Origin of the sequence: Streptococcus mitis (assembly GCF_003943905.1) — a bacterium.
Lineage (GTDB): Bacteria > Bacillota > Bacilli > Lactobacillales > Streptococcaceae > Streptococcus > Streptococcus mitis_BC.
The window spans coordinates 676,983-695,889 of the sequence record NZ_RJNS01000001.1 but is presented as its reverse complement, the minus strand read 5'-3'; the positions used below and the strand labels follow the sequence as shown (position 1 = coordinate 695,889).

The window sequence follows — 18,907 nt, the reverse complement described above, 5'->3', positions numbered from 1 at the left end:
AAAACGAGGAACCTCCAGTGGAGGTTTTTACCCTCTCACCTTGAGATAAGAAAGTGAGGTAGTCTCATGAAAGCAATCGGTACGCAAATATTACAGACAGACCGTTTGATTTTGAGAAGATTTGTGGAGAGTGATGCAGAAGCCATGTTTCAAAATTGGGCTTCGTCTGTTGAGAATCTGACCTATGTCACCTGGGATCCCCATCCGAATCTTGAGGTGACTCGAAACTCGATTCGAAATTGGGTTGCATCCTATACCAATCCCAACTATTACAAATGGGCCATTTGTCTCAAAGAAAACCCAGAGCAAGTGATAGGAGATATCAGCATCGTTGCAATGCACGAGGAAGATTTAAGTTGTGAAATTGGCTATATTTTAGGAAAAAATTATTGGGGTCGTGGTATGATGACGGAGGCCTTGAAAGCTGTGTTAGACTTTTGTTTTACTCAAGCAGGCTTTCAAAAGGTCAGAGCTCGTTACGCCAGTCTCAACCCAGCTTCAGGCCGTGTGATGGAAAAAGCGGGAATGTCTTATCTAAAAACCATTACCAATGGTGTGGAGAGAAAAGACTACGTTGCGGACCTTATTTATTATCAGATTAAAAAGGACTAAGAAATGATCTGAGCTTCAAAATTTAACTTTTGAAGCTCAGGTCATTTTTTTCTGCTCTTTTATTTTAACTCATAAAGCCAGTCGTCACCGTCTTTGTAGTAAAAGAATTCACTTAAATCGTCTTCTAAAAAAACACGCAGCATGTCTGACATATCCTCAGTTGCAAGTTTCAGATGAGACAGATTTTCAAATTCTTCCCACCAAACAGTACCTTCGTCTGAAGATTGGAGTTCACCAGTAAAGTGTTCTGTCTTGTAAAAGAGGATGACATAGCGGTAATCCTCGTCATCGTACCAGTCTTTGATACCACAAAGTTGAGGTTTGGATATGGTTAGTCCAGTTTCTTCCTTGACTTCTCTGATAACTGCATCAGTAAAAGGTTCCCCATGCTCTATATGACCACCAGGAAAAGTGATGCCAGGCCAGTCGGGACTAACTCGATCTTGGACCAGAACCTTGTCACCGTTTTTAATCATGCACATGTTGACAAATTCGACTGTTTCGCGTCTGTTCATCTTGTTCTCCTATTTTGTTAGTAACTTTTCTACTACATTTAGCTTTCTCATGGTCAGATCCACGCCAAACAGTTTTTCAAGATAGTTGGTATTGAGCTTTTTTCGTTTTGCAGTTCTAGGGAGATAGAGGTAGAGACAGTGATCGCCTACACAAATTTCTTCCTCACCGTAGTCAGCTTTCAATTTTTCTAATGGCAGACTTTGGATAAATCCCTGATAAAGAATCACATGTACACGATCATGAAGATAGTCTTCTCTAAATGGGTTCTCTTGAACAATCTTTTCAAAATCGTTCTTATTCTTGATAACCATTTTTAAGTCGGCCCCAATTTTTTCCTTTATCAGAGTATGAACGGTTCTCGTATTTCTTCTAAATCTGAGTCACTCTCAAGAATGATATTCCCACTTTGAATATAGGTTCGAACGTGTTGAAAACCAGCTTCTGTCAAAATATCTACCAAATAGGACATTTTCGGGATAGCATTTTTTCCATTGGGAGTAACGCCTCTTAGTAAAATAATATGTTCCAAAGGACTTCCTTTCTTACTTGGTATTTATTGGATTGGAGCCTGCCACCCAGCCGGTACAGAGGGCAGAAGTGATGTTAAAGCCACCCGTGTGGGCATTGATATCCAGTACCTCGCCAGCAAAGTGGAGCCCAGGGACTAGCTTACTTTCCAGAGTTTTAGGATTGATTTCCTTAAGACTGACGCCTCCTTTGGTGACGAAGGACTTGGCAAGGGACATTTTGCCAGTGACAGGGATTTTGAGGACCTTGATGGACTGGAGAAGTTGTTCCCGTTCCTTTTCAGTCAGTTGTTTGACTTTTTCAGGATAGCCTTGAACCAAAAATTCTGCCAAGCGTTCTGGAAGTAAAGTTTTTAAAGCATTCTTCAAGGATTTTTCCCGATTTTCTTCTAGAAATGCAGCTAAGTCCTTCTCAGAAAGTTGAGGCAAGACATCCAGTGAGAGGATCTCACCACCCTTGACAAAGCTGGACATGCGTAGGGCAGCAGGGCCAGATAAACCAAAGTGGGTAAAGAGCAAATCATGAGTGATGACATGCTTGCCATAGCTTAGGGTCACATCGTCTAGTGAAATGCCCTGAAGCGCTTTGTGAGGGAAATCAGTCAGAAGCGGACTCTCGGCCGCCTCAAGCTCGGTAATGGTGTGCTTAAAATGGCGGGCGATCTCATGTCCAAATCCAGTTGAACCTGTAGAAGGATAGGATTTACCACCAGTTGTCACAATCAGTTTATCACAAGTGAAGGTTTGATCTGCGGACTTCAGGACAAACTGGTTATCCACCTTTTTAACCGAAACAATCTCTGTTTGAGTAGCGACTTGACCACCGAGTTCAGTGATTTTCTTCTCCAAAGCTTCAATAATGGTTCGAGACTTGTCGCTAGCAGGAAAGACGCGTCCGTGGTCCTCAACCTTAAGTTTGACTCCATTTTCCGTAAAAAAGTTGATGATATCATGGTTATCAAACTGAGAGAAGACACTATATAGAAAGCGCCCATTCCCAGGGATGCCAGCCAGTAGGTCGTCTAGAGTTCCATTGTTGGTTACATTACAACGACCACCACCAGTTCCAGCTAATTTTTTACCAAGTTTTCGATTTTTTTCGATGAGAAGAGTTTTCTGTCCATAAAAGCTACTAGAAATCGTAGCCATCATGCCAGCAGGCCCTCCACCGATAATAATAGTATCAAAATGTTTCATAGCTCTATTGTACCACAAAAAACAAGAGATGCTTGGCATCTCTTGTTACGGATGATCTTAGTTAATTTCATATCCCATTAACAAACCGCCATCTTCTGCATAAAAACTGCAGAGACCAGACGTTGGGAGGATTTTGATATTGGCTTGTGGAAATGTTTCCAGCAAGCGTTCTGACAATTGCTGACAGAATTTTTCATTACTGCGATGAGCCATGACGATACGACCACCAGCGTAGCCAGCTTTGATGAGTTCTTCATAGGCTGCTTGAAGGGATTTTTTTGGTCCACGAGCCTTTTGGAGCAGTTCTAGGGTTCCAGTATTACTCGCCTCTCCGACCATACGGATGTTGAGAAGGCCAACGACCGTACCGATAAGCTTGCTCAAACGACCATTTTTTACCAAGTTATCTACCTTAGCAAGGACAAAAAGCAACTTCGTTTTTTCTTGGTAGGCTGTAATAGCTTCAACAACTTCCTCATGAGAAAGTCCTTGGTCAATCAAGTCATTGATTTTTTCGACAATCAAATCAACTTCCCCACCTGCAGATAAACTATCAATCACATGAATCTGAGTGTCTGGGTGTTCTTCAAGGTAGATGTTCTTAGCGAGCTGTGCACTATTATGACTACCTGAAAGAGTACCAGTGATAGTAACGACAAAAATATGTTTGGCACCTTCAAATGCACGCAAGTAATCATCTGGGCTAGGGCAAGCTGATTTTGAAGCCTCAGAAGTCGCATACATGGTTTTCATCATGTGGTCAATGTCGAGATTGGCATCGTCAATAAAGACCTGATCAGCTACTTGAATGGTTAAAGGAACACTAATAAATTCAGTATCAATAGCGGGAGTTACCAATTGACGATAATCACAACCCGAGTCAGCTACAATCTTCCAAGTCATAGAAATTCTCCGTCTTTGTCACTTATACATTGACAAAGGTTCTGTCTTTTTTTACAATTATATCATGAAAGCCCTTGAAACAAAAGTACCACCTCTCTGTTGTCACAAGTAGAAAGAAATTGTTATGTCTGAACGTAAAATATCTGAAAAATCTCTTGAAAATCTCAGAAAATCAAATCAAGAATCCAATTTTTTAACCAGAGAAGCAATCGAGACGGCTCTTTTACAAATTCTGGAGAAAAAAGACTTGGCTAAGATTAGTATTTCAGAGTTGGTCAAGCGGGCGGGTGTCTCGCGCGCTGCCTTTTATCGCAATTATGATTCTAAAGAAGCAATTTTGGAAAGCGTCTTTAAACGCAGTGTCCATAACATTATGGAACAGTTGAGCCACTACGATGTCAAAACCGACCTTTATCTGGTCTGGGTTCACCTTTTCCGCGCAGCAAAGAAAGAAGCCAAGGTTATCCAACTCGCTCTGGACTACCACTTGGAAAAGATTTTTGTTCAAGCTATGCAGGAATTTCTAGAAAAATACCACGGAAAATCAAAAGGTGTCAGCAGCTATCTTCATTCGTTTTGGAGTTCTGCTATCGTATCAGTTCTGCTCAAGTGGATCAAGGATGGAATGAAGGTTCCAGCTGAAAAGATTGCGGATTTACGCTTGCCATTTTTCAAAAAGTAGAGGATAAGGAGAAGACTTATGACAGAAAAAAGACTGGCTTGGGATGAGTACTTTGCAGCCCAGGCCTTACTGATTGCCAATCGTTCAACCTGTAAACGTGCCAAAGTGGGAGCTGTCCTCGTTAAGGACAATAAGGTCATTTCAACAGGCTACAATGGTTCCGTATCAGGAACGGAGCACTGTATTGACCACGAATGTTTGGTCATTGAAGGACACTGTGTTCGAACCCTTCACGCGGAGGTCAACGCCATCTTGCAAGGGGCTGAACGAGGGGTTCCAAGAGGATTTACAGCCTATGTGACCCATTTCCCTTGTCTGAACTGCACCAAACAACTGCTACAAGTTGGTTGCAAGCGCGTGGTTTATATCAACCAGTACCGAATGGATGACTATGCCCAGTACCTTTATCATGAAAAAGGCACTGAATTAACCCATTTACCATTAGAGACTGTTCAGACAGCTCTCCATGAGGCAGATTTGATTTAAAAATTAATAAAAATAAATGGTTTAGAAAGCTTTTTAAACCGTTTTTTGATATAATAAGAAGAATAAATTGAAAGAAGGAATTCAGAAAATGGGAAAAATTGAAGTCATTAATCATCCACTCATTCAACACAAATTGTCAATCTTGCGTCGTACAGACACTTCTACAAAAGCTTTTCGTGAGCTAGTAGATGAGATTGCAATGTTGATGGGATATGAAGTACTTCGTGATCTTCCACTTGAAGACGTGGAAATCGAAACACCTATCACAAAGACCGTTCAAAAACAATTGGCTGGTAAAAAATTGGCGATTGTCCCAATCTTGCGTGCAGGTATCGGGATGGTAGATGGCCTCTTGAGCTTGGTTCCAGCAGCAAAAGTTGGTCATATCGGTATGTACCGTGATGAAGAAACCCTTCAACCAGTTGAATACTTGGTGAAATTGCCTGAGGACATTGACCAACGTCAAATCTTTGTCGTCGATCCAATGCTTGCAACAGGTGGCTCAGCTATCTTGGCTGTTGACTCGCTTAAAAAACGTGGCGCATCAAATATCAAGTTTGTCTGCCTAGTAGCTGCTCCAGAAGGAGTGAAAGCTCTTCAAGCAGCTCACCCAGATGTCGAAATCTTTACAGCAGCTCTGGACGAACACTTGAATGAACATGGCTATATTGTTCCAGGTCTCGGAGATGCTGGAGACCGCTTGTTCGGTACGAAATAAGACTCAGATAGAGTCTTAAAGATGAAATTGGAGGATGTTTCTAATTTCGCGAGGAGGTTGAATTTTTGATTCTGTCAATAGTATAGAGCAAAAATTTGACCTTTTTTGACCAAAAAGATATAATAGTTCTGTATTGAGTCGCATGACTAAGAAAATTCAACATTAAAAGGAGAAATGAATGATTCCTGTAGTTATTGAACAAACAAGCCGTGGAGAACGTTCCTATGACATTTACTCTCGTCTTCTGAAAGACCGCATCATCATGCTAACTGGGCCAGTCGAAGATAATATGGCCAACTCAGTTATTGCCCAGTTGCTCTTCTTGGATGCCCAAGACAGCACAAAGGATATTTACCTTTATGTCAACACACCTGGAGGTTCTGTTTCAGCTGGTTTGGCAATCGTTGATACCATGAACTTTATCAAGGCAGATGTCCAAACAATCGTTATGGGAATGGCTGCATCCATGGGGACTGTCATTGCATCAAGTGGCGCAAAAGGCAAACGTTTCATGCTTCCAAATGCGGAGTACATGATTCACCAACCAATGGGTGGTACAGGTGGTGGTACCCAACAAACAGATATGGCAATCGCTGCAGAACACTTGCTCAAAACTCGTAAGACTTTGGAGCAAATCCTTGCAGATAACTCAGGTAAATCAGTTGAGCAAATTCATGCAGATGCAGAACGTGATTACTGGATGAGTGCCCAAGAAACGCTCGAATATGGCTTCATTGATGAAATCATGGCTAACAATTCTTTGAGCTAAGCAACCTAGAAAGCAAACTCGACGGAGTTTGCTTTTTTTGGTATAATAGGGGAAGATTTCTTAGAAAGAGGATCCCTCATGTTTGAAAAAACAAATCGATCAGGATTAATCATCTATCTTTACTATAATCGAGATGCAAAAAAACTTCAGGAATACGGTGATATCTGTTACCATTCTAAGAAGCATCGTTACTTGCAGCTCTATGTTCCAACTGAGGAGCTAGATGACTTAGTTGAGAGATTAGGTAAGGAAAGATTTATCAAAAAAATAAGACGTTGCCACATTCAAGAGTTAGAAACTCCCTTTGTTGGCAATCTCTATCGCACCGAGGAAAACGTTATCATTTAAAAAATGAGATAAATGTGTTGACAATTTTCTGATAATTCGGTATATTCTTAACATACTATTTTTGAAACAACTATAAGGAGATTAAAAATGAAGAAAAAATTTGCCCTATCTTTTGTGGCTCTTGCTAGCGTAGCTCTTCTCGCTGCCTGTGGAGAGGTCAAGTCAGGAGCGTCAAATACAACTGGTAACCCAGTAGACGAAAAGACTATCAAAATCGGTTTTAACTTTGAAGAAACAGGTGCTGTAGCTGCCTATGGTACTTCTGAACAAAAAGGTGCTCAACTTGCTGTTGATGAAATCAACGCTGCTGGTGGTATCGACGGAAAACAAATCGAAGTTGTAGACAAAGACAACAAATCTGAAACAGCTGAAGCAGCTTCTGTTACAACGAACCTTGTAACTCAATCAAAAGTTGCAGCTATCGTAGGACCTGCGACATCTGGTGCAACTGCCGCAGCTGTAGCTAACGCTACTAAAGCTGGAGTGCCATTGATTTCACCAAGTGCTACTCAAGACGGTTTGACTAAAGGTCAAGATTACCTATTTATCGGAACTTTCCAAGATAGCTTCCAAGGGAAGATCATTTCAAACTATGTGACAAACAAATTGAATGCTAAGAAGGTTGTTCTTTATACGGACAATGCTAGTGACTATGCTAAAGGTATTGCTAAAGCCTTCCGTGAAGCCTATAAAGGTGAAATTGTTGCAGACGAAACTTTCGTAGCAGGTGATACAGACTTCCAAGCAGCCCTTACTAAAATGAAAGGGAAAGAGTTTGACGCTATCGTTGTTCCAGGTTACTACACAGAAGCAGGTAAAATCGTAAACCAAGCACGTGGTATGGGAATTGATAAACCAATCGTTGGTGGTGACGGCTTTAACGGTGAAGAATTTGTTCAACAAGCAACTGCTGAAAGAGCATCAAACATTTACTTCATCTCAGGATTCTCAACTACAGTTGATGTTTCTGCAAAAGCTAAAGCTTTCCTTGAAGCCTACCGTGCTAAATACAATGAAGAACCTTCAACATTCTCAGCTTTGGCCTATGACTCAGTTTACCTAGTAGCTAATGCTGCAAAAGGTGCTAAAAACTCAGGTGAAATCAAGGACAACCTTGCTAAAACCAAAGATTTTGATGGTGTAACTGGTCAAACGAGCTTTGATGCAGATCACAACACAGTGAAAACGGCTTACATGATGACCATGAACAATGGTAAAGTGGAAGCAGCAGAAGTTGTAAAACCATAACATTAGAATAGTAGCTGAAATAGGGAATGAGCCTTTGACTCACTCCCTGTTTCGGTGTTTATGAACTTGTGAAAATTGAGAAATTTTCTAAAAAATAACAATAGAAAAGAGTGAATGCTATGCTCCAACAACTTGTGAATGGTTTAATTCTGGGTAGTGTTTATGCACTTTTGGCCCTGGGTTATACCATGGTTTATGGAATTATCAAACTCATTAACTTCGCCCACGGTGATATTTATATGATGGGAGCCTTTATTGGTTACTTTTTGATTAATTCTTTCCAAATGGATTTCTTTTTAGCTTTAATTATTTCAATGGCAGGAACCGCACTACTTGGTGTTGTGATTGAGTTTCTTGCCTACCGTCCTTTGCGACACTCTACACGTATTGCTGTTTTGATTACAGCTATCGGAGTGTCTTTCCTACTGGAATATGGAATGGTCTACTTGGTCGGTGCCAATACTCGTGCCTTTCCTCAAGCCATTCAAACAGTTCGCTATGATCTAGGACCAATCAGCTTGACAAACGTCCAGTTAATGATTTTAGCAGTTTCCTTACTCCTGATGATTTTATTGCAGGTGATTGTTCAAAAAACAAAAATGGGTAAAGCCATGCGTGCGGTATCAGTTGATAGTGACGCTGCTCAATTGATGGGAATTAATGTAAATCGTACAATCAGCTTTACCTTTGCTTTGGGTTCAGCTCTTGCTGGTGCAGCAGGTGTCCTCATTGCCCTTTACTACAACTCTCTTGAACCGTTGATGGGTGTGACTCCAGGTCTTAAATCTTTCGTTGCGGCCGTTCTTGGTGGTATCGGGATTATTCCTGGTGCAGCTCTAGGGGGATTTGTTATTGGTTTGTTGGAAACATTTGCAACTGCCTTTGGTATGTCTGATTTCCGTGATGCTATCGTATATGGAATCTTACTTTTGATTCTGATTGTTCGTCCTGCAGGTATCCTTGGTAAGAATGTGAAAGAGAAGGTGTAAACAATGAAGACAAATCTTAAAGTAAATATTCTCTGGTTATTCCTTCTGTTAGCGGGTTATGGATTGATTAGCGTATTGGTTTCTGCTGGTGTTCTCAATCTATTCCATGTCCAAATTTTAGAACAAATTGGGATTAATATCATCCTTGCAGTAGGTTTGAACCTAATTGTTGGTTTTTCAGGACAATTCTCACTTGGTCATGCAGGTTTTATGGCGATTGGGGCTTATGCAGCAGCGATTATTGGTTCCAAATCACCAACCTATGGTGCCTTCTTTGGAGCAATGGTCTTGGGTGCCTTGATTTCTGGTGCAGTAGCTTTGCTTGTTGGGATTCCAACTCTACGCTTGAAGGGGGACTATCTGGCTGTTGCAACACTAGGTGTTTCAGAAATCATTCGTATCTTTATCATTAATGGTGGAAGTTTGACCAACGGTGCTGCTGGAATCTTAGGTATTCCAAACTTTACCAACTGGCAGATGGTTTATCTTTTTGTAATTATCACAACTATTGCAACCCTCAACTTCTTACGTAGTCCAATTGGACGCTCTACTTTATCTGTTCGTGAGGATGAGATTGCTGCAGAGTCCGTTGGGGTAAACACTACAAAGATCAAGATTATCGCTTTTGTCTTTGGTGCCATTACAGCAAGTATTGCTGGTTCACTTCAGGCTGGTTTTATCGGATCTGTTGTCCCAAAAGATTACACCTTTATTAATTCCATCAACGTATTGATTATCGTTGTATTTGGTGGACTTGGATCTATTACTGGTACCATCGTTTCAGCGATTGTTTTAGGAATTTTAAATATGCTCCTTCAAGATGTGGCTAGCGTACGTATGATCATCTACGCCTTGGCTCTTGTATTGGTGATGATTTTCAGACCAGGTGGACTTCTTGGGACATGGGAATTGAGTCTATCACGTTTCTTTAAAAAATCTAAGAAGGAGGGACAAAACTAATGGCATTACTTGAAGTTAAACAGTTAACCAAACATTTTGGCGGTCTAACAGCTGTTGGAGATGTCACTCTTGAATTGAACGAGGGAGAATTGGTCGGTCTGATTGGACCAAACGGGGCTGGTAAAACAACTCTTTTCAATCTCTTGACGGGTGTTTATGAACCAAGTGAAGGTACGGTGACACTAGATGGTCACCTCCTAAATGGGAAAACTCCTTATAAGATTGCTTCGCTTGGACTCAGTCGTACTTTCCAAAATATTCGTTTGTTCAAGGATCTGACAGTTTTAGACAATGTTCTCATCGCTTTTGGAAATCATCATAAACAACATGTCCTCGCTAGCTTTCTACGCTTACCTGCTTTCTATAAGAATGATGAAGAATTAAAAAATAAAGCTTTGGACTTACTGAAGATTTTTGATTTGGATGGTGACGCAGATACTCTTGCTAAGAATCTGGCCTATGGTCAACAACGTCGATTAGAAATCGTTCGTGCTCTGGCAACTGAACCTAAGATCCTCTTTTTGGACGAACCTGCAGCTGGTATGAATCCACAAGAAACAGCTGAATTGACAGAATTGATCCGTCGTATCAAAGATGAATTTAAAATTACCATCATGCTCATCGAACACGACATGAATTTGGTTATGGAAGTCACTGAGCGTATCTATGTTCTCGAATATGGTCGTTTGATTGCTCATGGTACTCCGGATGAGATCAAGAACAACAAACGCGTTATCGAAGCTTATCTAGGAGGTGAAGCCTAATGTCTATGTTAAAAGTTGAAAACCTATCTGTACATTACGGTATGATCCAAGCAGTTCGTGATGTAAGTTTCGAGGTTAATGAAGGTGAAGTGGTTTCCCTGATTGGTGCCAATGGCGCTGGTAAAACAACCATTCTCCGTACCCTTTCAGGTTTGGTTCGTCCAAGTGCTGGTAAAATTCAGTTTTTAGGAAAAGAAATTCAAAAGATGCCAGCACAAAAAATCGTGGCAGGTGGCCTTTCACAAGTTCCTGAGGGACGCCATGTTTTCCCAGGCTTGACTGTTATGGAAAATCTAGAAATGGGAGCTTTCTTGAAGAAAAATCGTGAAGAAAATCAAGCTAACTTGAAAAAAGTCTTTTCACGTTTCCCTCGTTTGGAAGAACGTAAAAACCAAGATGCGGCAACTCTTTCAGGTGGTGAACAGCAGATGCTGGCTATGGGACGCGCGCTCATGTCTACACCTAAGCTCCTTCTCTTGGACGAGCCATCAATGGGACTTGCTCCTATCTTTATCCAAGAAATTTTTGATATCATCCAAGATATTCAGAAGCAAGGAACAACGGTTCTCCTAATTGAACAGAACGCTAACAAGGCCCTTGCTATCTCTGATCGTGGTTATGTACTTGAAACAGGCAAGATTGTCCTATCAGGAACAGGAAAAGAACTCGCAGCATCAGATGAAGTCAGAAAAGCATATCTAGGTGGCTAAACTAGTCTGGAGACTAGTTTAGGTTGTGGATGGAGATTGCGCACGCAATCCCTCTATAGTCCGGGGGACCTTTTTAGTCGGTAGATAAGGATTACGTAAGTAATCATCCAATCCAGTGGATTGTTTTAGTCGGTGGATGAGAGTTGCGCAGCAATTCCCCTATAGTCCGGGGGACCTTTTTAGTCGGCAGATAGAGATTGCGTAGCAATCATCAGATCCAGTGGATTGTTTTAGTCGGTGGATGAGAGTTGCGGAAGCAATTTTCATATAGTCTGGGAGACTAGTTTAGGTCACAGATGGAGATTGTGCAAGCAATCGTCAAATCCAGTGGATTGTTTTAGTTGGCATATGAATTTGAAGAGCTCCAAATTTGGGGTTCTTTTTTCGTTTGCTTACTATTTTGATGGACCTGATTTGAGCATCCGTTTTCTTAATATAGAATCTAACTTGACAAAAGCACGTGTTCATCATATAATTAAATAAACAAAAATATTGAACAAAGAGGCTAAGGATATGCTATCAGAAAAACAATTTAAACTTTTACGTTTTTTGTTGACTCACAAAGACGAAAACTTTACGCAGAGACAATTGGCTGAACAGCTAGATATCGCTTTGGGGACGGTAAATAATCTTCTCAAGGAATGTAAAGAAGAGAAGTGGATCAGTGAGGAAAATCACTTAACTGACTTAGGTGAGGAGGCTTTGGCTCCGTATCAGGTGAAGAATGCCATTATCATGGCTGCAGGTATGAGTAGCCGCTTTGCTCCTTTGTCTTATGAGCTACCTAAAGGATTGCTTCAAGTTAAAGGTGAGCGTTTGATTGAGAGAGAAATCAAGCAATTGCAAGAAGCTGGGATAGAGGACATTACAGTTATTGTAGGATATCTGCAAGAAAAAATGTTCTATCTTGCTGAGAAGTTTGGCGTTAAAATCGTTGTAAATAATGATTACTACAAGTACAACAACTGTTCTTCTCTCATGCTAGTCAGAGATCAGCTTTCTAACACTTACATTTGTTCGTCGGATAATTATTTTGTGGAAAATCCGTTTGAACGATACATTTACAGGGGTTATTATTCTACAATATTTGCAGAAGGGGACACAGACGAATACTGCTCTAAGGAAGACTCCAATCACACGATTATCGATATTCAAATCGGTGGGACGAATACTTGGGCTATGGTAGGGCACGTTTATTTTGATCGTGCATTTAGTGAAAAGTTCGTAGATATTTTAGAAACTGAATTTAAGCACGAACCATATCGCGAACAGCTCTGGGAAGATTATTATAGTCGTCACGTCAAGGAACTTCCTTTGGAAGCTCGGCATTATTCAGCAGACATTGTTAAGGAGTTTGATTCACTAGATGAGTTGCGTCAGTTTGATGAACACTATTTGGTGAATACTAATTCGGAAATCATTGATAACATCTGTAAGACATTAGGATGTATAGCTTCAGATATTGTCAATATTAAACCCCTAAAAGACGGTTTAACCAACACTTCGTTTTCATTTGACTGCCTAGGAAAGAAATATGTTTACCGTCATCCAGGTAGAGGAACGGAGAATTATATCGATCGTGCTAGTGAAGCGGCTTCCATGGAAATTGCTGCAAAATTGAAGATTGACCGTACTTTTGTTGCCATGAACAAGGATGAGGGCTGGAAAATTTCAGAATTTATCCCTAATGCTAAGCAACTAGATTATGATAATTGGGATGATGTAGCAAAAGCAATGGAACTCTTGAGACGCTTGCACCAATCTGGAGAAAAAACGGATCATTCTTTTAATCAATTTGAGGGAATTGATGATTTTAGACAAAAATTAAAGGCTAGCAATCGTTTTGAATTTGATGGGCTTGAAGAGTTGGATCAGAATGTCTCAGTTCTCGAGAAGCTTTTACAAGAAGATCAAGCGAAAGAGGTTCTCTGCCATGGAGATTCTTATAGCCCAAATTTCTTGTTGAATGAAGCTGGAGAAATGAGCCTGATTGATTGGGAATATTCTGGTATGGGAGATCCAGCAGGAGATTTAGGAACCTTTATCGGGTGTTCAAATTATACAGTGGAAGAAGCTGAAAAGGTACTTGAAATCTATCTACAAGAAGTTCCAGACAAGAAAACCAAACGTCACTATTTTGCCTATGTATCAGTGACTTCGTATTATTGGTTTTTGTGGGCCCTGTTCCAAGAAAGCGTTGGAAAACCAGTAGGTGAATTTCTTTATATCTGGTATCGTTATACCAAGCAGTATGGAAAACTTGCATTAGATTTATACTTAGAGGAGAATTGAGATGAAACCGACATCAGAAATTGAAGAATTAATAGCAAATGAAACGAAAAGAAGGCTAGAAGAAATGGAATCACCAAACTATGTGTTTGCCCAGCCATTTCTAAAAAGTGATTTTATTATAGTCATTGGCTTGGTTCTAATTAACCTTATTCTGATTATCTTAGCCATGACAGGAGGTATTCAATAAAATGTCCAAGATGAATGACTTTATTCAACAGGAGACGATAACGGGAATTGTTCCCATGACCAACAAGGATCGTCAGTATTCTTTCTGGGATCTCTTCCTATCAACAAGTGGTTTTGCCATCGCAACTTGGTGTTATACCCAAGGAGCTTATGTGGCTCAATATTTGACCTTTAATCAAATGTTAATAAATATTTTTAGCTTTAACATTATCTGGGTCTTTATTGAATGTCTCCCAATTCTGTTTGCGGTTAAATATGGGATTGATTTGTGGATTTGGTTGAGGGCTGTCCTCGGAAAAAAAGGAGTGGCCTTGCTATCAACCATTATTAGTTTGGCTAACTTTGGCTGGTATGCCGTTGCGGCCAATCTTTTTGCTAGCTCCATGATTCATTTAGCAAATAATTTTGGTCTTGGTTTGGACAAGGGAGTATGGGCACCTATTCTTGGTACACTCTGTGTTCTCCTTGGAACGCTGATTGCGCTTGGAGGTCCAGAGGTGATCAAATGGACCAATCGCTTCTTGGTAATTGCCTTGTTGATTGTCGGTCTCATTATCGTTGGAATCTGCTTTGTAGCCGTGCCTATCACTGACATTATGAACATTCAACCGGCTACCCAAGGAGATTTAACTCCATTAGAACGCTTCATGCTTTCTGGAGAAGGAAATGTAGCCTTTGCCTTCTCTTGGTCTACACAGGCATTGGTTTTACCACGTTTAGCAAAATCAGAACGCAGTGGTTATTGGGCTACAGCCTTATCATACGGAGTTGTGGCTCCATTCTTCGTTGCGACAGGTGGAGTCATGGCTCTAGCCATGTTTGTCAAAACAGGTGTTTATGAAAGTGATCCAACAACCATGCTGTCAACTCTAAGCACCCCAGCCTTTGCCCTCTTAAGTCTACTACTAGTAGCCTTTGCCAATATTGGAACTCAGGGGACAGGATCGTACGTGAACTGTATGATTGTTAAAAGCGGGATGCCAAAAGTAAGTTATAAACTAATGGTTTGGATTGCCATGGTTTATGTGAGCCTACTCACCATCTGGGGAGGGGTAGAAGAGTACTTCGGTTCCTTCATCTCACTAGCCGCTTATATTCAGGGACCAATTATTGGTATGATTGTTGTTGATTACTTTATCTTAAGAAAACGAAAACTTGATTTGCGTTCAGCCTATTTCCTTGAGGGACATAAAGCTTATGAGTTTACTAAAGGATTTAACTTGGTTGGCTTGTCTTGCGTCTTTATCTCCTTGTTGGTTGCAGTACTATTTGTTTATAACCCTGTAACAGCACAGATTCAAAGCCCAATCTTTTTAATCACAACGGGTAGTGGCTTTACTGCGATTTTTGGAGGTTTATTGTACTGGTTAGCTAGCTTAACTCCGTTAAAACGCTATATGATCAAGGATCGGGACTCTGTTACGATTTAGGGATAAATGAAAACCTTCATCTATATCTATTTGCTTCCTCTTTTTTGAAAGTTAATTTTACATTAGTAATTGGTATGATTCTAGTCAATCATGTTCTGATTATTTTAGCCATGACAGGAGATATTCAATAAAATGTCCAAGATGAATGACTTTATTCAACAGGAGACGATAACGGGAATCGTTCCTATGATCAACAAGGATCGTCAGTATTCTTTCTGGGATCTTTTCCTATCAACAAGTGGTTTTGCCATCGCAACTTGGTGTTATACCCAAGGAGCCTATGTGGCTCAATATTTGACTTTTAATCAAATGTTGATAAATATTTTTAGCTTTAACATTATCTGGGTCTTTATTGAATGTCTCCCTATTTTGTTTGCCGTTAAATATGGAATTGATTTGTGGATCTGGTTGAGAGCTGTTCTAGGTAGAAAAGGGGTGGCCGTTCTATCAACAGTGATTAGTCTGGCAAATTTTGGTTGGTATGCTGTTACCGCCAATCTTTTTGCCAGCTCCATGATTCATTTGGCAAATAATTTTGGACTTGGTTTAGACAAGGGAGTATGGGCACCGATTCTAGGTACCCTCTGTGTTCTCCTTGGAACGCTGATTGCACTTGGGGGCCCAGAGGTGATTAAAGGCACTAATCGCTTCCTGGTGGTTGCCTTGTTATTTGTTGGGCTAATCATCGTTGGAATCTGTTTTGTTGCGGTTCCGATTAGGGATATTATGAATGTCCAACCTGCCATCCAAGAAAATTTGACACCGATTGAACGTTTTATGATGTCAGGGGAAGGAAATGTGGCCGTAGCCTTTTCTTGGTCTACACAAGCATTTGTCTTACCACGTTTGGCAAAATCAGAACGCAGTGGCTATTGGGCTACAGCCTTGTCATACGGGGGTGTTGCGCCATTCTTTGCTGCGACAGGTGGAGTCATGGCTTTGGCTATGTTTGTCAAAACAGGTGTCTATGAAAGTGACCCAACAACCATGCTTTCAACCCTAAGCACACCAGCCTTTGCGCTTTTAAGTTTACTATTAGTAGCCTTTGCCAATATTGGAACTCAGGGTACAGGATCGTATGTGAACTGTATGATTGTAAAAAGCGGGATGCCCAAAGTAAGTTATAAACTAATGGTTTGGATTGCCATGGTTTATGTGAGCCTACTTACGATTTGGGGAGGAGTGGATGAATACTTCGGTTCCTTCATCTCGCTGGCGGCCTATATTCAAGGACCCATTATTGGAATGATCGTTGTTGACTATTTTATCTTAAGAAAACGAAAACTCGATTTGCATTCAGCCTATTTCCTTGAAGGACATGACGCCTATGAGTTTACCAAAGGATTTAATCTGGTAGGATTATCTTGTGTAATCATTTCCTTGTTAGTTGCAGTACTATTTGTTTACAACCCTATAACAAAGCATATCCAGAGTCCTATGTTCCTGCTCACAACTGGTAGTGGCTTTACTGCGATCTTTGGTGGTCTATTGTACTGGCTAGCTAGCTTAACTCCTTTAAAACGCTATATGATTAAGGATAGAGATTCAGTTACTATTTAAGGATAGAGGGAACTTTGGTTCTCTCTTTTTTTGTGATTGAATGTTACAAAATCTTGAAAAAGAGATGAAAGCGTTTGATAGTTTTTGTAAGAAAGTGTATAATTATAGTAGCAATAAAGAAGGAGAAGTCTCATGGCAGTTAAAGATTTTATGACCCGCAAGGTAGTTTATATTAGTCCAGATACGACTGTAGCACATGCAGCAGATTTGATGCGCGAGCAAGGCTTGCACCGTTTACCTGTTATCGAAAATGACCAATTAGTTGGTCTGGTAACAGAAGGAACTATAGCGGAAGCCAGCCCATCTAAAGCAACCAGCCTCTCTATCTATGAGATGAATTATCTTCTCAATAAGACTAAAGTTAAAGATGTTATGATTCGGGATGTCATCACTGTGTCAGGTTATGCTAGTCTAGAAGATGCGACCTATCTCATGTTGAAGAATAAGATAGGTATTCTTCCAGTTGTAGACAATCAACAGGTTTATGGTGTGATTACAGATCGTGATGTTTTTCAAGCCTTTCTAGAAATCGCTGGCTACGGCGAGGAAGGAATTCGTGTTCGGTTTATTACGGAAAATGAAGTCGGGGTTTTGGGCAAGATTGTGACCTTGATTGTAGAAGAAAATCTGAATATTTCACACACAGTCAATATTCCTCGCAAGGATGGTAAGGTCGTGATTGAAGTTCAAATTGATGGGACGATTGATTTAACCTTCCTGAAGGAGAAATTTGAAGCGCAAGGTATCCAAGTAGAGGAGATTGCTCGAACCTCTGCTAAAAAGTTATAAATATAGGGGGTGAAAGCCCTCTTTTTTGTATACAATTTGAAATAACAAGCAAAATATGGAAAGAAATGAGAGAATGTGGTATAATGAAACGATGTGAATAAAGGAGTATTTATGGACATTTCAGAAATTCGTCAAAAAATTGACGCAAATCGTGAAAAATTAGCTTCTTTCAGGGGGTCTCTTTGACCTCGAAGGACTAGAGGAAGAGATTGCCATCTTGGAAAACAAGATGACAGAACCTGATTTTTGGAACGATAATATCGCGGCCCAAAAAACGTCGCAAGAATTAAATGAATTAAAAAATACCTACAACACCTTCCGTAAAATGGAAGAGTTGCAGGATGAAGTTGAAATTTTATTGGACTTTTTAGCAGAAGACGAGTCAGTCCATGATGAACTGGTCGAACAGTTGACAGAGCTTGATAAGATGATGACCAGCTACGAGATGACGCTTCTCTTGTCAGAACCTTATGACCACAATAATGCCATCTTGGAGATCCATCCAGGTTCTGGAGGTACTGAGGCTCAGGACTGGGGTGATATGTTGCTCCGTATGTACACTCGTTATGGAAATGCAAAAGGCTTTAAAGTTGAAGTCTTGGATTACCAAGCTGGTGATGAAGCGGGCATCAAGTCTGTGACCTTGTCTTTTGAAGGCCCAAATGCCTATGGTCTTCTCAAGTCAGAAATGGGTGTTCACCGTCTGGTACGTATTTCTCCATTTGACTCTGCCAAACGCCGCCATACCTCATTTACCTCCGTGGAAGTCATGCCCGAGTTGGATGATACCATCGAAGTGGAAATCCGTGAGGATGATATTAAGATGGATACCTTCCGTTCAGGTGGTGCTGGTGGACAAAACGTCAATAAGGTTTCAACAGGTGTGCGTCTGACACACATTCCTACGGGAACTGTCGTCCAATCAACGGTCGATCGTACCCAGTATGGAAATAGAGATCGTGCTATGAAGATGTTGCAAGCCAAGCTCTATCAAATGGAGCAAGAAAAGAAAGCTGCGGAAGTCGATTCCCTCAAAGGTGAGAAAAAAGAAATCACTTGGGGAAGTCAGATTCGTTCTTATGTCTTCACACCTTATACCATGGTAAAAGACCACCGTACGAGCTTTGAAGTCGCTCAGGTAGATAAGGTTATGGATGGAGATCTTGATGGTTTCATCGACGCTTATCTCAAGTGGCGAATCAGCTAAGAATAGAAAGGAAC

Annotated in this window: 20 protein-coding genes and 1 pseudogene; 17 read left to right on the top strand and 4 right to left on the bottom strand. The window is 40.7% G+C overall.

Annotation, left to right across the window (positions count from 1 at the left end; all coding sequences use genetic code 11):
- Positions 1 to 66 precede the first annotated feature (66 nt).
- Positions 67 to 612, top strand: a complete 546-nt coding sequence (locus D8854_RS03540; protein ID WP_125449637.1) for a GNAT family N-acetyltransferase — start codon at positions 67 to 69, stop codon at positions 610 to 612.
- Between the two features lie 59 nt (positions 613 to 671).
- On the opposite strand, the gene D8854_RS03535 is transcribed toward D8854_RS03540, so the two are convergent.
- The 4 genes and pseudogenes from D8854_RS03535 to D8854_RS03515 form a co-directional block, all read right to left on the bottom strand.
- Positions 672 to 1,127, bottom strand: coding sequence for an 8-oxo-dGTP diphosphatase (locus tag D8854_RS03535; RefSeq protein WP_125449635.1), 456 nt, complete (start codon positions 1,125 to 1,127; stop codon positions 672 to 674).
- 9 nt (positions 1,128 to 1,136) lie between these two features.
- Positions 1,137 to 1,657: pseudogene (locus D8854_RS09905) on the bottom strand (DUF1697 domain-containing protein).
- Between the two features lie 13 nt (positions 1,658 to 1,670).
- Positions 1,671 to 2,852 (bottom strand): NAD(P)/FAD-dependent oxidoreductase, encoded by a 1,182-nt coding sequence (locus D8854_RS03520; RefSeq protein ID WP_125449629.1) that lies wholly within the window; start codon positions 2,850 to 2,852, stop codon positions 1,671 to 1,673.
- A gap of 57 nt (positions 2,853 to 2,909) precedes the next feature.
- On the bottom strand, positions 2,910 to 3,755 hold the full coding sequence (locus D8854_RS03515) for a DegV family protein (RefSeq protein WP_125449627.1): 846 nt from the start codon (positions 3,753 to 3,755) through the stop codon (positions 2,910 to 2,912).
- Positions 3,756 to 3,879: 124 nt separating this feature from the next.
- Here D8854_RS03515 and D8854_RS03510 point away from each other — a divergent pair, with 124 nt between their 5' ends.
- The 16 genes from D8854_RS03510 (at position 3,880) to prfB (ending at position 18,893) form a co-directional block, all read left to right on the top strand.
- Positions 3,880 to 4,437 (top strand): TetR/AcrR family transcriptional regulator, encoded by a 558-nt coding sequence (locus D8854_RS03510; protein ID WP_125449625.1) that lies wholly within the window; start codon positions 3,880 to 3,882, stop codon positions 4,435 to 4,437.
- Positions 4,438 to 4,455: 18 nt separating this feature from the next.
- Positions 4,456 to 4,923, top strand: coding sequence for a deoxycytidylate deaminase (locus tag D8854_RS03505; RefSeq protein ID WP_125449623.1), 468 nt, complete (start codon positions 4,456 to 4,458; stop codon positions 4,921 to 4,923).
- Positions 4,924 to 5,011: 88 nt separating this feature from the next.
- Positions 5,012 to 5,641 (top strand): uracil phosphoribosyltransferase, encoded by a 630-nt coding sequence (gene upp, locus D8854_RS03500; RefSeq protein ID WP_025169005.1) that lies wholly within the window; start codon positions 5,012 to 5,014, stop codon positions 5,639 to 5,641.
- A 178-nt stretch (positions 5,642 to 5,819) separates the two neighbouring features.
- A complete protein-coding gene (gene clpP / locus D8854_RS03495; protein WP_000613467.1) occupies positions 5,820 to 6,410 on the top strand; it encodes an ATP-dependent Clp protease proteolytic subunit ClpP in 591 nt (196 codons plus the stop codon).
- A gap of 78 nt (positions 6,411 to 6,488) precedes the next feature.
- Entirely contained in the window at positions 6,489 to 6,758 is a 270-nt protein-coding gene (locus D8854_RS03485; RefSeq protein WP_000462107.1) for a YlbG family protein, read from the top strand.
- 87 nt (positions 6,759 to 6,845) lie between these two features.
- On the top strand, positions 6,846 to 8,006 hold the full coding sequence (locus D8854_RS03480) for an ABC transporter substrate-binding protein (RefSeq protein WP_125449619.1): 1,161 nt from the start codon (positions 6,846 to 6,848) through the stop codon (positions 8,004 to 8,006).
- Between the two features lie 119 nt (positions 8,007 to 8,125).
- Complete coding sequence (locus tag D8854_RS03475; protein ID WP_000941414.1) at positions 8,126 to 8,995, top strand: branched-chain amino acid ABC transporter permease; 870 nt, start codon at positions 8,126 to 8,128, stop codon at positions 8,993 to 8,995.
- A gap of 3 nt (positions 8,996 to 8,998) precedes the next feature.
- On the top strand, positions 8,999 to 9,955 hold the full coding sequence (locus D8854_RS03470) for a branched-chain amino acid ABC transporter permease (protein ID WP_000856261.1): 957 nt from the start codon (positions 8,999 to 9,001) through the stop codon (positions 9,953 to 9,955).
- On the top strand, positions 9,955 to 10,719 hold the full coding sequence (locus D8854_RS03465) for an ABC transporter ATP-binding protein (protein WP_125449617.1): 765 nt from the start codon (positions 9,955 to 9,957) through the stop codon (positions 10,717 to 10,719). Before D8854_RS03470 ends, D8854_RS03465 begins: the two co-directional genes overlap by 1 nt.
- Positions 10,719 to 11,429: an ABC transporter ATP-binding protein gene (locus D8854_RS03460; RefSeq protein WP_000062210.1), complete on the top strand. Its 711-nt coding sequence runs from the start codon at positions 10,719 to 10,721 to the stop codon at positions 11,427 to 11,429. Before D8854_RS03465 ends, D8854_RS03460 begins: the two co-directional genes overlap by 1 nt.
- 513 nt (positions 11,430 to 11,942) lie before the next feature.
- A complete protein-coding gene (locus D8854_RS03455; RefSeq protein WP_125449615.1) occupies positions 11,943 to 13,721 on the top strand; it encodes a phosphotransferase in 1,779 nt (592 codons plus the stop codon).
- A gap of 1 nt (position 13,722) precedes the next feature.
- Entirely contained in the window at positions 13,723 to 13,908 is a 186-nt protein-coding gene (locus D8854_RS03450; RefSeq protein WP_000805401.1) for a hypothetical protein, read from the top strand.
- A 1-nt stretch (position 13,909) separates the two neighbouring features.
- Complete coding sequence (locus tag D8854_RS03445) at positions 13,910 to 15,337, top strand: cytosine permease (RefSeq protein WP_125449613.1); 1,428 nt, start codon at positions 13,910 to 13,912, stop codon at positions 15,335 to 15,337.
- Between the two features lie 132 nt (positions 15,338 to 15,469).
- Complete coding sequence (locus D8854_RS03440; protein ID WP_125449611.1) at positions 15,470 to 16,897, top strand: cytosine permease; 1,428 nt, start codon at positions 15,470 to 15,472, stop codon at positions 16,895 to 16,897.
- Positions 16,898 to 17,029: 132 nt separating this feature from the next.
- Positions 17,030 to 17,686 (top strand): CBS domain-containing protein, encoded by a 657-nt coding sequence (locus D8854_RS03435; RefSeq protein ID WP_000268641.1) that lies wholly within the window; start codon positions 17,030 to 17,032, stop codon positions 17,684 to 17,686.
- A gap of 111 nt (positions 17,687 to 17,797) precedes the next feature.
- Positions 17,798 to 18,893 (top strand): peptide chain release factor 2 gene (gene prfB, locus D8854_RS03425; RefSeq protein WP_096753628.1). Its coding sequence is split into 2 segments (ribosomal slippage): positions 17,798 to 17,869 and positions 17,871 to 18,893, totalling 1,095 coding nucleotides; the frame shifts between segments, so codons are not numbered across the junction.
- Positions 18,894 to 18,907: the final 14 nt, after the last annotated feature.